This is a genomic window from Nocardia sp. CA-107356 (assembly GCF_050946365.1).
GTDB lineage: Bacteria > Actinomycetota > Actinomycetes > Mycobacteriales > Mycobacteriaceae > Nocardia.
Genome location: NZ_CP191992.1, coordinates 403,908 through 417,553, shown reverse-complemented (window position 1 = coordinate 417,553; position 13,646 = coordinate 403,908). Strand labels below are relative to the sequence as shown.

Annotated in this window: 12 protein-coding genes; 5 read left to right on the top strand and 7 right to left on the bottom strand. The window is 66.3% G+C overall.

The annotated features are described in order from the left end of the window. Window positions 1–108: 108 nt before the first annotated feature. Both ACQP1G_RS01890 and ACQP1G_RS01885 read left to right on the top strand, forming a co-directional pair. Entirely contained in the window at window positions 109–978 is an 870-nt protein-coding gene (locus tag ACQP1G_RS01890) for a DUF2637 domain-containing protein (protein WP_433197745.1), read from the top strand. A gap of 46 nt (window positions 979–1,024) precedes the next feature. Next, on the top strand, window positions 1,025–1,450 hold the full coding sequence (locus tag ACQP1G_RS01885) for a hypothetical protein (protein WP_433197743.1): 426 nt from the start codon (window positions 1,025–1,027) through the stop codon (window positions 1,448–1,450). A gap of 54 nt (window positions 1,451–1,504) precedes the next feature. On the opposite strand, the gene ACQP1G_RS01880 is transcribed toward ACQP1G_RS01885, so the two are convergent. The 4 genes from ACQP1G_RS01880 to ACQP1G_RS01865 all read right to left on the bottom strand — a co-directional run bounded on the left by ACQP1G_RS01880 (window position 1,505) and on the right by ACQP1G_RS01865 (window position 10,141). Continuing rightward, on the bottom strand, window positions 1,505–2,671 hold the full coding sequence (locus ACQP1G_RS01880) for a zinc-binding metallopeptidase family protein (RefSeq protein WP_433197741.1): 1,167 nt from the start codon (window positions 2,669–2,671) through the stop codon (window positions 1,505–1,507). 4 nt (window positions 2,672–2,675) lie between these two features. Next, window positions 2,676–3,590 (bottom strand): transglutaminase family protein, encoded by a 915-nt coding sequence (locus ACQP1G_RS01875; RefSeq protein ID WP_433197739.1) that lies wholly within the window; start codon window positions 3,588–3,590, stop codon window positions 2,676–2,678. After that, window positions 3,587–6,562: a circularly permuted type 2 ATP-grasp protein gene (locus ACQP1G_RS01870; protein ID WP_433207998.1), complete on the bottom strand. Its 2,976-nt coding sequence runs from the start codon at window positions 6,560–6,562 to the stop codon at window positions 3,587–3,589. The genes ACQP1G_RS01875 and ACQP1G_RS01870 overlap by 4 nt, the downstream gene beginning before the upstream one ends. Before the next feature lie 66 nt (window positions 6,563–6,628). Next, complete coding sequence (locus ACQP1G_RS01865; protein WP_433197737.1) at window positions 6,629–10,141, bottom strand: DUF2126 domain-containing protein; 3,513 nt, start codon at window positions 10,139–10,141, stop codon at window positions 6,629–6,631. Window positions 10,142–10,303: 162 nt separating this feature from the next. Between ACQP1G_RS01865 and ACQP1G_RS01860 the strand changes: the two genes are divergently transcribed. After that, complete coding sequence (locus ACQP1G_RS01860) at window positions 10,304–10,513, top strand: hypothetical protein (RefSeq protein WP_433197735.1); 210 nt, start codon at window positions 10,304–10,306, stop codon at window positions 10,511–10,513. A 54-nt stretch (window positions 10,514–10,567) separates the two neighbouring features. Next, complete coding sequence (locus ACQP1G_RS01855) at window positions 10,568–11,212, top strand: hypothetical protein (RefSeq protein ID WP_433197733.1); 645 nt, start codon at window positions 10,568–10,570, stop codon at window positions 11,210–11,212. A 3-nt stretch (window positions 11,213–11,215) separates the two neighbouring features. Here ACQP1G_RS01855 and ACQP1G_RS01850 read toward each other — a convergent pair whose 3' ends face one another. From ACQP1G_RS01850 to ACQP1G_RS01840, 3 genes are read right to left on the bottom strand one after another with little or no spacing between them, the layout of a single operon-like run. Then, window positions 11,216–11,839, bottom strand: a complete 624-nt coding sequence (locus ACQP1G_RS01850; protein ID WP_433197731.1) for a LysE family translocator — start codon at window positions 11,837–11,839, stop codon at window positions 11,216–11,218. A 42-nt stretch (window positions 11,840–11,881) separates the two neighbouring features. Then, window positions 11,882–12,490 carry a recombination mediator RecR gene (gene recR, locus ACQP1G_RS01845; RefSeq protein WP_364358372.1) on the bottom strand — a complete coding sequence of 203 codons (609 nt, stop codon included), beginning with the start codon at window positions 12,488–12,490 and terminating at the stop codon, window positions 11,882–11,884. A gap of 13 nt (window positions 12,491–12,503) precedes the next feature. Further along, on the bottom strand, window positions 12,504–12,836 hold the full coding sequence (locus ACQP1G_RS01840) for a YbaB/EbfC family nucleoid-associated protein (protein WP_433197729.1): 333 nt from the start codon (window positions 12,834–12,836) through the stop codon (window positions 12,504–12,506). A gap of 201 nt (window positions 12,837–13,037) precedes the next feature. Between ACQP1G_RS01840 and ACQP1G_RS01835 the strand changes: the two genes are divergently transcribed. Beyond that, window positions 13,038–13,625, top strand: coding sequence for a hypothetical protein (locus ACQP1G_RS01835; RefSeq protein WP_433197727.1), 588 nt, complete (start codon window positions 13,038–13,040; stop codon window positions 13,623–13,625). Window positions 13,626–13,646 lie beyond the last annotated feature (21 nt).

The following is a 13,646-nucleotide window of genomic DNA, read 5'->3' as shown; positions in this document are numbered from 1 at the left end:
GGAATCGTGAGTGATGCACGATACGCTCCCGCTATGGCGACGATCACACCAACGAGATCGGATCGGATCGAAGAGCAGTCGGTACCGCCAATTCATCGGCGGTCCTTAGTGAGCCGACTACGGGCATGGCGACCACGTCCGCTACATGCCTCGGCAATCGTCACCGGCGTCGTCGCACTCACGTCATTCGAAATGTCGTTCGCCGCATTGCACGACCTGGCGGTGCGAAACCTGGTGTCTCCCGCACTCGCCGCGAATGTGCCGATCGCCATCGACGGCCTGGTCGTCGGTTCGATCATCGCAACCGCCACCTTCCGGAGGGGAAGTTCCAGCTGGTGGTACGCCACGGCATTATTCGTCTTCTGGACCCTGGTGTCGGTCGCAGGAAATATCGAATACGCGCGCGAAATCGGGGGTAGCCCCGTGTCTTTGGCGTTGTACGCGGGCATGCCGATGACGATGCTGTTCGCGGTACATCTCACCCTGATGCTGTTCGGGCGACGACGTGAGCACGAACGCACCGAGGAACGCGCCGCGGTATCGCAGGAGAATGACGTCCCGACACCGCACAACGATCACGCCCCGACGCCGCAACAGGATCGCGCCCCAGCGGCGCACAACGATCACGTCCCGACGCCGCACAACGATCACGTCCCGACACCGCACAACGATCACGTCCCGGCGCCGCAACAGGATCGCGCCCCAGCGGCGCAGGAGGATTGGGACTCGGCACTGCAGGACGAGGATTGGGACTCGACGGCGCAGGAGGATGAGGATTGGGATTCGACACCGCCGCTCGAGCGTGTCGTGCCGACGTGGATTCCCGCGATCCTGGAGAATACCGACCCGCTGCTCGTCGCGCCGAAGACGGTGCTGACCAGCGCACTGCCTGAGACCGACCACTCGGTGTCGCCGCGGATCACCCCGACGTTCGCGACCACCGGGCCGAACGGCCAGACAAAGATCAACCCCTTCTGAGTTCGAACTGCTTCAGCCACAATCGGACACGTCGATGGAGTAAGCAATGGCTTTTACCGTTTGGCAAGACCAGGGCATAGAGCAATTCCGGGATGTCGCGGGTCGGCTCGCGTCAGTGATCCAGAGCGGCCTCGACCGATCGGGCGCGTTGAACCAGTTCGCCGAATCGGTCAGCAGCGGCGAAGCATTCACCGAGTTGATGATCGAATACTCGTCTCGCTGGTTCACCGAAACCAGCGGACGCTCGACCTTGATCGGGCCGGAGTTGTTCTGGCTACTGTCGGAGCCCAGCCCCCGCCGGGTAACCGGCGCCAGCCTGCGGGCCCAGGAATCGTATCTGGATACCGAATTGACGGCCGGACAGCGGGCCCGGATTCTGTTGCTCATCTGCGTATACGAGGCGCTGGCGCAAAACCAGTGGGCGCCGGAAGGCATCACGGAACACATGATCGCGACCAACGGCGTCGGCTAGGCAGCCGATCCTCCGAGCACGGCGTAGGTCCGCGCGCACCCACGGTGCGCGCGGTCAGCGCGGGTCGGAGGCGCCGCAGAGTTCGTGGACCAAGCGCATCTTTTCCAGGACCGGGTCAGGGAGGACGAACGGGTAGAGGTCGTCGTGGCCCATGGAGCGGTTGACCATATTGAGGGACCAGGCCAGGGGAAGCCAGAGGTCGATGATGCGGTCGAAGCCCGCGCGGCCCACTTGGGGGCGATCGAGGGTGGCGCCCGCCGGGGCGAAGCCGAAGGCGGCCGCGGTGTCCAGGGTGTCGCGGATGTGCAGGTAGTGGGCGAAGGTTTCGGCCCAGTCCTCGGCGGCGTGCATGGAGGCGTAGGAGGAGACGTAGTTGGCGTCCCAGCCGGCGGGTACACCCTCGGAGTAGTGCTGGTCCAGGGCCGTTTGGTAGTCGGCGTACGGATCGCCGAACAGGTTCCGGAAGCGTTGCTGGGCATCGTCATCGGCGACGAGTACGGCGAAGTAGTAGTGGCCGATCTCGTGGCGGAAGTGGCCGAGCAGGGTGCGGTAGGGCTCATCCATTTCGATGCGCAACTGTTCGCGATGGGGATCGTGTGCCTCGGCCAGATCGACCGTGATCACGCCGTTCTTATGGCCGGTGGTGACCTGGTCGGTGGCGCTGGAGAGCAGATCGAAGGCCAGGCCGGTCTGCGGATTCTTATCGCGGCCGACGATCGGCAGCCCGAGTTCGACCAGTTCCATGATCAGTCGCCGCTTGGCGGCCTCGGCTTCGGCGAAGGCCTGCATGCCCGCGGCGTCGAGATCATTGGGCCGGGTCCGGGTCAGGCGGCAGGACTCGCAAAATCGCGGTCCCCCATCGGCATTCGACATCGGTGCGACCACGCCATCCGTCGTCGTCGCGGTGATCGGCCGGGCATCGTCTGCCGTGCCGAATTCGGACTGGGCAGGCGGCACAACCGCACTGGCCGCGATGCCCGGCTCCTCCGGCACCGGCACCAGCCAATTGCACTGCGCCACATGCAGGTTGTCACAGAGCCGGAAGCGCTCACGATCGACCACACCGCTCGACCGATCCACCGCGGCGTCCCCGGGCGGATCGCCGATCACTACCAGCGCACGGTCGGCGAGACTGAAACCCAGTGGGCTGGAACAGGACAGGCATACGGAGTTCTCGAAGGCCAACTGTTGCCCACAGTTCGGACAGGTGAAATCGCGCATCTCGCTACACCTCCACCGGGGCCACGTCGACGGATACGGTGATGGAACTCTCCTTGGCGTCGGTATAGATGATGCCACGCAGCGGTGGCACATCGGCGTAATCGCGGCCCCAAGCGACGGTTACGTACCGCTCGTCGGCCAACTGGTCGTTGGTCGGGTCGAAACCGATCCAGTGACCGGTCCGGTCGTGCGCGGTATCACCGGGCACCCACACCGCCGACCAGGCATGCGTCGCGTCCGCGCCGACCATGCGTTCCTTACCGGGCGGCGGATCGGTTGCCAGATAACCGGATACGTAGCGTGCGGCCAGACCGTGTGAGCGCAGGCAGGCCACCCCGATCCGCGCGAAGTCCTGGCAGACCCCCGCGCGGGCCGCGAAAACGTCCGCGACCTTCGTGGATACCGTCGTCGATCCGGACTTGTAGGTGAAGTCGTCGTAGATGCGGGTATTGAGTTCGGTCACCGCCGCCAGCAACGGCCGTCCGGGGGTCAACGATTGGGCGGTGTACGCGGTGACCTCGGCGGTGATTTCGGGCGGATGCAGGTCGAGGGTGAACTCGACCGCCAGTGGGCCGTTGGCGGTGCTGGGACGCGCCTGCTCCCACGGCTTGTCGGTCGCGCTGATCGCGGTCCGGTCCGGTACCTGCACCTCGACCATGGACTCACCGGTGACCACCAGCTTCGTATGTTCGGCCGTGACGTGAAAGTACGAGGTGGTGTTGCCGTACACATCGGTGCCGATAGATCGGTCCGATGGCATCGGATCGATCTGGATCTCATGTGCGAGCAGCTGCTGTCCCGGAAACTCCCGCGGCGTCAGAAACGCGCGACCATAGGAGCTGCTGACCTCGGCAGAATATTTGTAGGTAGTGCGATGCTCGACCCGATAGCGTCGGGCCGCGCCGTTACTCGCCATCATCCAACGACCCTCGTGCTACCCCACAGCGGCTGGATACCAACCGGCAGTGCCAGTTTCGTCGTCTCGAACGATTCGGAGACCTTGCGCAACCGCAAATGCACGCCCTCCAGCAACTCGGCCAATTCGGTACGCCTGCCCTGGTCGTCGGTGATATCCAGATCAGCCGGGTCGACGCGGCTCAGCATGCGCTGTGCGTCGGCCAGCAACCGTTGCGGGCGTGCCGATCCCGATGCACCGGGCAGCGCCTGGAAGTCGGCATCGAGCTGATCCAATTGATAGGCCAGCGAGCGCGGGTTGCTCGCATCGAACAGCAGCAGCCCGGCGACAGCCGAAACCCGCACCGAATCCCGGTGCCGCCGACGGTAACTCACCGATGACTCGGTGGCCTTGAGCACCGTTTCGGTGACCACACGCTCGGCCGCCGCGGGATAGGACTTCGTCAGCGCGGAGGCCAGCAATGCGGTCAGCGACAGCCCCCGTTCGATGCGCTTGCCGATATCCATGACGTACCAGCCGGTATCGCGCACCAGCGATTCGGCACCGATTCCGGCCAGCGACAACAGCGCCGCCAAGGACAGCGAATGCACCGCCGACAACGCCGACTCCTGATCGTCCCCGGTGTACCGATAGTCGGCCAGCGCCCGTTCCACCGCGCCCAGAATCATCCAGGTATCCGCCGACAACTGATCGCGCACCGCCCGCGCCGCCGACCCGTACCGATTGATCGCAAAGGCCATCGACCCGGGCATATCCCGGTCAACCGTCAACTCCACCAGATAGTCATGCCCTTCGCGGCCCACCTCGGGCTCCACCGCCCGCCCGGCGACCGCGGCCCGCTTCGACGCCGTATCCGTCTCGACGGCACCGGCATTCGGCTCACCTGACCCGGATTCATCCGCGGCGGACTCCGATGCATCCGGATATCGCTGGTCCTGAGACGAAGTAGGCTCGGCCGGACCCGCGGCGCTCGAGCCCGGCCCCGCCGCCCTCGACTGCGCTTGTGACCGAGACTGGCTCGAACTCGACCCGCTCACGCCCGAACCCGACACTCCCACCATAGGACTCGGCGGCTCGACCTTGACCACAACTGCGGCACCGTGCAGACCGCCGGGCAGCACACTCAGCGGCGCCAAGGTGCCGGTGGTGCGGGCCAGGGCGGCCATGAGTGCGGGCAGGGCGTCGGCGCCTTCCAGCCATGGGCGGTAGCGGTAGTCCTGGTACTGGTCATGGGTCGCGATCAGCAGGCGCACAACGGCTTCGGCACGTTCGCTATAGCGGCCCATCCAGAACAGGTCGTTGAGTACGCGCGGTGAGCTGACCGGTTCGAGTGCGGGGGCACGGCGTTCGCGTTCCTCGTGCGCGGGTTCGGTGGCGATGGCGGCGACGGCGGTGGGGGCCGCACGGACCCAGATATCTTTGGCGGCGACCTTGATGACCACCCGCTCGGGCAGCAAGCGCTGGCGCAGCTGGCCGAGACCACCCTCCATCGCGGTGTAACCGCCGCGCCGGGCCAGCGAGAACAGCCGCATACCGATCGGAGCCGAGGCCAGACCGCCATACCCCTGGACCGCGGGTGCGACCGAGAACTGGGCGGGTTCCTGCCCCACCCACTGCCAGCCGCTGTCCTCGATCTCGGCGGCGAGTTCGGCGCGCTGCGCATCCGACAGTTCCGGCCCGAACAGCGTCGCCCCGTCGACCGCTGAACGAATGATCAGCCGATCCAGATTGGCGATCAGATGCGACCGTTCGCTGTCGTGGCCACCCCAGTACGTCGGCGCACTCTCGAGCGCCAACTCCTCCCCGAGCAGGGCCCGCGAGATCCGCGGCAGGAATCCGGCCAGCGCCGGATTCTCCAGCAGCCCGCTGCCGAGCGTATTGACCACGGTCACCGCGCCGCGCCGCAGCACCTCCACCAGCCCGACCACCCCGAGCCGCGAATCCGGCCGCAGATCCAGCGGATCGGAGAATTCGGCATCCACCCGGCGCAGCACCACATCGACCCGCTTCAAGGTGCCGAGCGAGCGCATCCACAGCGCACCGTCGCGCACCACCAGATCCGCGCTCTCCACCAGCGGAAAACCCAGCGTCGATGCGAGATGGGCCTGATCGAAGGCAGTTTCGGAGTGCACACCCGGACTCAGCACCACCACGACCGGATCCTCGTCATCGGCCATCGGCGCGGATTCGATCAACATCAACCGCATGGCCCTGGCGAACGGCGTCAACGGCCGCGGATTGGAGCGCTCGAAAGCCTCCGGAATCGCCGTCGACACCACCCGGCGGTCGGCCAACGCGTAACCAGCGCCCGACGGCGCCTGTGCCCAGTCCGCGATCACCCGGAACTGCCCGTCGCTCCACCGGCTGAGATCGCAGGCGTGCAGGAACAGCTGATGCCGTCCGGGAATCGTGATGCCGTGCGCGGCCCGTACATATCCCCGGTTGCCGAATACCAATTCCGGCGGCAGCAGGCCGGTGGTGATGGTGCGGCGCGCGCCGTAGATATCGGTGAGCACTTCGTCGAGCACTCGCGAGCGCTGCACCAGCCCGGCCTCCAGCCGGGTCCAGTCGTCCGCGGAAACCAGCAGCGGAATGGGATCGAGGCGCCAAGCCGTCGGTATGGCCGGTTCGCCCGCCGCGCCCACCTCGGTGTAATAGATGCCGTCGTCGTCGATCAGCCTGCGCACCCGGCTGTCCAACCGCCCGAGCCCGGTCGTGCCCAACTCGACGAAGTCGGTCGAGAGCTCCGACCACATGTGGCGCACACCGCCATCGGGGTCGACCAGTTCGTCGTAGTAGCCGCCCATCGGCCGACCGCATTCGTCATAGGCCGCGCTATCGGCGCCCTCGGCGCGGTATCTGGCGAACTGTTCGGCGATCTGCTCACGCACGCCGAGCCGTCCGGCATTCGGCAGCGTCGACTTCCCCCGCGCGCCGGATTCCCGGGCGCCCGAGCCTCGCGCTTCGTCGCGCATCGTCACCGCGCCGACCTCGCTTCCCCTGTCAGACGTTGTCCAGTGTGCCGCGGACACATGTCCGACTTACCGATCGCTGACCAGTCCCCACACCGTGCGCGCCCGACGCAGATCGAGGATGCCCGGCGCACCGACGTCGCTGGACTGTGCTGCCATTTTCGCACGTAGTTCGCCCGGGTCGACCCGGGCGGTGGTGTGCCCCGCGGCCTCGAATCTCCGATTGCGGCGCGATTGCGCGACTACCGCATTGACCGGCGGCTCGTCGTAGGCCATACCGCCGGGATGCGCGACGTGATAGGTGCAGCCGCCACGGGACAGACCGGTCTGCGCATCGATCAGATCGAAGACGAGCGGCGCGTCCACGGTGATCGTCGGGTGCAGTGAGTTGGGCGGCTGCCATGCGCGATAGCGCACCCCGGCCACTTGGACGTCGGCCTTATCGGTGGCCAGCAATGGCACCGGCATCCCGTTGCAGGTCACCACGAAGCGGTCCCGGTCCGCGCCGACGACCCGCACCTGCAGCCGCTCCACCGAGGAGTCGACGTAGCGGGCAGTACCGGTCGCCGCGGTCTGCTCGCCGAGGGTATTCCACGGCTCGATGGCGTCGCGCAGTTCGAGTTCGACATCGCCGAGCACCACGGTGCCGATGCGCGGGAAGCGGAATTCGGTGAACGGGTCGAGCCAGCTGGTGTCGAAATCGATGCCGTGATCGCGCAGGTCGGCGGCGACGTCGGCGATATCGGTCATCAGGAAATGCGGCAGCAGATAGCGCCCGTGCAGATTCGCACCGTGCCGAATCAGTCTGGCCCGCAACGGTTCGGACCAGAATCGCGCGACCAGACCCCGCACCAGTAGCGACTGCACCATGGCCATCTGGAAATGCGGCGGCATCTCGAAGCCGCGCAGTTCGACCAATCCCAGTCTGCCCCTTGCCGTTTCCGGGCTATAGAGCTTGTCGATGCAGAATTCGGCGCGATGGGTATTGCCGGTGAGATCGGTGAGCAGATGCCGCAGTGCCCGATCGATATGCCATGGCGCGGATCGCCCGTCCGAATGCTTACTCAGCCGGGCGATTTCGGCGAAGGCGATCTCCAATTCGTACAGCACGTCCTCGCGGCCCTCGTCCACCCGAGGAGCCTGCGAGGTCGGCCCGACGAACCGCCCGGCGAACAGATACGACAGCGACGGATGCCGCTGCCAGTAGGTGAGCATCGACACCAGCAGATCCGGTCGACGCAGCAGCGGCGACCGCGCGGGTGTCACCCCGCCGAGGGTGATGTGATTGCCGCCGCCGGTCCCGCTGTGCGTGCCGTCCACATCGAAGGATTCGGTGCTGAGCCGGGCCAGCCTGGCCTGCTCGTACAGCGTCGAGAGCAGTTCGGACTGTTCGGCGAAGGACGCGCTCGGCTGCACATTCACCTCGATCACCCCGGGGTCCGGCGTGACCGAGAGGGTGCGCAGTCTGGCATCGACGGGCGCAGCGTAGCCCTCGAGCACCACCGGCTGCCCCTGCGCGACCGTCGCGGCTTCGATCCGCCGGATCAGTTCGAGGAAATCGTCGAGTTCTTCCAGCGGAGGCAGGAAGACGTGCAGCCTGCCGTGGCGTACCTCGGCGACGAGTGCGGTGGTCGGCTCCCAGTCCGCGGCCGCCACCACCGCGGGCGGCTCGGTCCGTCGGATCTGCAGCGGCCCCATGAACAGCGGGTCACTGTCGGGCCGTGGCCGCGGGGTCTGCCAGGAGACGGCATCCAGCGGCAATCGCAATCCGGCCGGAGAATCCCCCTCCGACAGGACGATTCGCCCCTCCGGCTGACCGGGTGACTTGCCGCGACGCATCCGCCAGTCGGCACTCGCCCACCCGGATCCATCCTCACGCCGATACAGCGGCAGCACATACGCGACGGGCGCGGTCACCGGTGTGTCGAGCCGCGCCAACAGCTCAGTGCGTGCCTGCGCCGAATCCTGGTCCGGTTCCAGATCATCGCTCGGATCCACCGGATCCCCTTGCGGCGCACGGACACTGCCCGCCAGCCGGGCCAGCGGATCCTCGAAGGCCGGGCGCACCTGGGTATCCGGGAGGCCGAGGCCCGCGGCGACATGTGCGATCACGGCGCGCGCCGACTCCACATCGGCGTGCGGCGGCCACTGCGTACGCCGGACCGCCGAGCCGGCCGCGGTCGCAGCACCGTTGCCGCTGCTGCCATTTTCGACCGACTGCGGCCGGGCCACACTCCCCGCGTGCTCGGCCATCGGCTCGACGCTGACGGATTGTCCCTCCGGGGCCACGGCAACCATCTTGGGTGGCGTCCACGGATCGGCGAGCAGCTCCTGGCGGGTCCAGACAGGCGCATCGTCGGCGCGCCAGACAACCGCGATCTCCCAGCGCGGCAACGGTTCTCCGGGATACCACTTGCCCTGCCGGTATTGGACAAGCCCCGTCGGCGCGTAGATGCGGCGCAAACGATCGGCGAGATCGACGGCCCGTTCCCGTTTATGCGTACCGTCCGCATCGGTGGTCCATTCCGGGCTGGTCTGGTCATCGATCGAGACGAAGGTCGGCTCGCCGCCGATGGTCAACCCGATATCCATCGCGGCCATGCGCTGGTCCAGCGCCGCACCGGCGGCGGTGATCCGCTCCCACTGGGATGTGGTGTAAGGCAACGTCGTTCGCGGATCCTCGTGTACCCGTCGCACGGTATTGGCGAAATCCATGGTCGCCTCGGCGTGCCCGGTCGCCCCGGTGATCGGGGCAGACGAGGTCGGATGCGGTGTCGCCGCCAACGGTATGTGGCCCTCCCCCGCGAACAGACCCGAGGTCGGGTCCATCCCCACCCATCCAGCGCCGGGCAGATACACCTCGGTCCAGGCATGCAGATCGGTGAAGTCGGCGGGCGGGCCCGACGGTCCATCGAGCGAGGGCACGTCCTGGGCCAACTGCACCAGGTATCCCGAGACGAACCGGGCCGCCAGTCCGAATTCCCGCAGGATCGACACCAGCAACCAGGCCGAATCGCGGCACGAACCGATCGCGGCGCGCAGCGTGTGGTCCGGCGTCTGCACGCCCGGCTCCATCCGAATCGTGTAGCCGACGTCATTGCGCAGCGCGTAGTTGATCTCGACCAGGAAGTCGATGGTGCGCGGCCGATCGGTCGGCATATACGCGCGCACCCAATCGCGAACCAGCGCACCGGGCCCGGAGCCGGGTACGGATTCATCCACCGGACGCAGATACGGCTCCAGATCCGTGACCAGCTCTCGGCCGTAGGCGAACGGGAAATGTTCGGCATAGTCCTCGACGAAGAAGTCGAACGGATTGATCACCTCGAGATCCGCGATCAGCCCAACGGTAATCGACAGCTCCCGCGTCGGATTCGGAAAGACCAGCCGAGCAAGGAAATTCCCGAACGCGTCCTGCTGCCAATTGCAGAAATGATCGGCCGGGGTGACCCGCATCGAGTAGGCCTCGATCCTGGTCCGCGAATGCGGCGCCGGTCGCAGTCGCACCACGTGGGGATAGACCTCCACCAGCCGGTCGAAGGTGTAGGTGGTCCGGTGTTCGAGCGACACCTTGATGCCCATGCAGCAAGTTCATCACACCCTGGCCAGCTGTGGCGCAGCATGAACAGTCGGTTTCCAGAGAGCCGCCGTCCCGATGCCGTCACGCGACACACCCGACCTCCCACCACCCCGCGCGCGTGGGTGATATGACCGATTCACGAACCGATCTCGTCTGGAGGTCATATGCGCGCGCCGACCTGTCCGTCCTGCGAATCCGCCATCGACCACTGCCACGGCACCCTGATCGTCCACCTCGTCCGGATCACCGAATGCACCGACGAGGACTGCGACGATCTCGACCACGCCCGGCACGCCTTCATAGTCGATTGCGCCGACGTTGCCGGGGGCTGCGCCTGCACCGCGCCCACCCGGGATATCGCGCGCATCGCCTGAACCGGACCCGGCTGCGCCGAACTTGCTGCGATCGCGCACCCGTACGCTGGGCTGGTGAGTTACGACCACGTCTTGTTACCGTCCGGCGTCGCCACGACGATCGCGCAGGTCGACGCGTATCTGGCCACCCAGCAGGGTAGACCCGAGACGGACCCGGTCGCGGCGATGGCGGCCGAGCTGAACAGACGCAATGCCGAGCTACCCGAACAGGACGGTTTCCTGAGCACGGTTCCGGTCGGCGGTGCGGCGACCGGTGCGGTGCTGCACGTCCCGTGCCCGTACGACGCGATCGGGTTCGTCCGTCATTTGCTGTTCGAGATCGCGACGCCGCTGAATTACGCCGTCTACGATCCGCAGCTGGCCTGGTTGATCGATCCGGCCGGACATGTGCCTGCGCTGGTCACCCACGGTGGCGCGGGCGAATTCCCCTACGTGACGAAGGCGCTTGCCGACCAGTGGGTTTCCGAGCTGGTCCCGCCGAATCCCTATCTGGTCGTCGAGCGCGACGAGCAGATCTACATCCAGACCTACCGTGATAAGTCCGGGACGTTCACCCTCGAATATCGAGATGGCGCCCCGGACAGGCACTTCGGCATCACCGTCACCGACCCGCGGATCGTCGCGGAACTGATCTGGGATTGGGCCACCGACGATCGCACCCGCCTGCAAACCCTGCCGTGGAGCCGAATCACCCTGTGACGGTTACTGGTTCTGCACGGCAAGTCGACCGGCCAGGGCGATGAAGGAGGCCCCGAAGACCCGGCGCATCCACGTGACGACCGCGGGCCGCGATATCACGTGGTTGCGCACGGCGGCCGCGCATGCGCCATATACCGCGAACACCACGAACGTGGCGAGCATGAACAATCCACTCAGTTCGAGCATGCGCGCCAACGCATTCGGCGCATGACTCGGCACGAACTGGGGCAGGAAGGCGAAGAAGAAGATCGTCAGCTTCGGGTTGAGGATATTGAGCAGCACCGCCGAGGTGATGACCTGCCGCGCCGACGGCGCACCGCGCGTTGCGGTCTGCTCCTCCGGCACGGCCAGCGCGCCCTTGTCCCGGAAGGTATTCCACGCCATGTACAGCAGGTAGGCGACACCCAGGTACTTCAGGGTCTGAAAGGCGACGGCACTCGCATTGAGCAGTGCGGCCAGTCCGGTCACGGCCGCGATCATGTGCGGAATAATGCCGAGCGTGCAGCCGAAGGCCGCGATCACGCTGGCCCTTGTCCCCCGGGACAGCCCGGCCGCCAGTGTGAACAGCACGCCGGTTCCCGGTGTGGCGACGATGACGAGCGTGGTCAGCAAAAACTCGATGCTCATCCCCGACACAGTAACCCGTATGTCGTAGGACGCAACCCCGAGCTACAGCGCGCGCCGACCCGATAGCGCGCGACCGAGCGTGAGCTCGTCGGCGAATTCGAGATCGCCGCCCATCGGCAGACCGGAGGCCAATCGCGTCACCGAAAGACCGGGAAAATCGCGGAGCATCCGCACCAGGTAGGTGGCCGTCGCCTCGCCCTCGGTATTCGGGTCGGTCGCGATGATCACCTCGCTGACATCGACGCCGTCCTCCTGATTACCGATACGCGCCAACAGTTCTCGAATGCGCAGCTGGTCCGGTCCGATGCCGCTGAGCGGATCGAGCGCGCCGCCGAGTACGTGATAGCGGCCGCGGAACTCACGGGTGCGCTCGATCGCCTGCACATCCTTCGGCTCCTCGACCACACAGATCATGGTGCGGTCGCGGCGCGGATCCGAGCAGATGCGGCACATTTCGTTATCCGAGACCGTGCCGCAGACAATGCAGAACTGCACGCCGTCGCGCACCTTCTGCAAAGCGGCCTGCAGCCGGTCGATTTCGGGTGGCTCCACCTGGAGCAGATGAAATGCGATGCGCTGCGCGCTCTTCGGACCGACGCCGGGCAGTTTGCCCAACTCGTCGATCAAATCCTGGACCGGGCCCTCGTACAACGACGTCCTCGGATCAGAAGTCGGGCAGACCCGGCAGCGATCCGCCACCGGCCAGCGGACCGAGCCGCTCGGCGGCCAGCTGCTGCGCATTGGACATGGCGTCGTTGACCGCGCCGATCACCAGATCCTGCAGGCCCTCGACATCGTCGGGATCGACGATCTTCGGGTCGATACTCAGCGCCACGACCTCACCGGTCGCCTTGATCGTGACCTTGACCAGGCCGCCACCGGCCTGACCCTCTACCTCGGTCGCCGCGATCTCGGCCTGTGCCTGCATCACCGCCTGCTGCATCTGCTGCGCCTGGGCGAGTAACTGCTGCATATCGAACTGACCACCGGGCTGCACGGCTTGTCCTCTCTGCGGAAAGTGTCGCCGTCCAGCCTAGTGGGCGTGGATGCGGGCCGTCCGTCCGGAGCCCGGTGCCCAAGCGACGGCCGGGTAACGATCCGATCTTCAACGAATGCGGCACAAGGCCACCGGCCTACCATCGATCTGGGTCGGAGACCAGGTGTGGAGACAGCAATGAACGCGAACCGAGTTCTTTTCATGAGCACCTTGGTGCTTTCCTTGGGCTTCCCAATTGTGTTCCTCGGGGTCGCGAGCCCCGCCGCCGCCGACTCGGGTGTCCTCGATTCCGATGTTGTCGATTCGGATGTCCTCGACGCGGCGGCGGACTACGGCGGCGGATGCGTGCTCTACCCCGACAATCCGACGGCCACCATCGATTCACTCCGATTCCGCTGCTCGGCCGTGCAGCAGGACGCGATCTTCCACGATGCCCCGCGCGGCGATGTGCCGAGCGGCGTGACCAATGGCTGGGTGACCCGGCCACCGGTCATGCAGGCGGTGGCCCCGCCACTGTGGATCGGTAAGACCTTCTACACCGGCCCCGACGGCGGCTTTCTGGTGAACCGGATCACCAGCGCGGGCCTCGAGGCCTGGAAGGCCGACGTCTACACCGCGCCCGCCATCTCCGATGGCCTGCCAGCTTGGGCGCTCAACTACGACCCCTCACCGACACCACCGGTCTACGACGAGATCCGCGAGATCACGCCCAATGTGTGGTTCGGCTACTCCTGGTGGCGCGGCTATTTCCAGACCACCCTGCTGCTGACCTTCGCACTGACCTACTAGGGCGATTGCTTGACTCTCCCC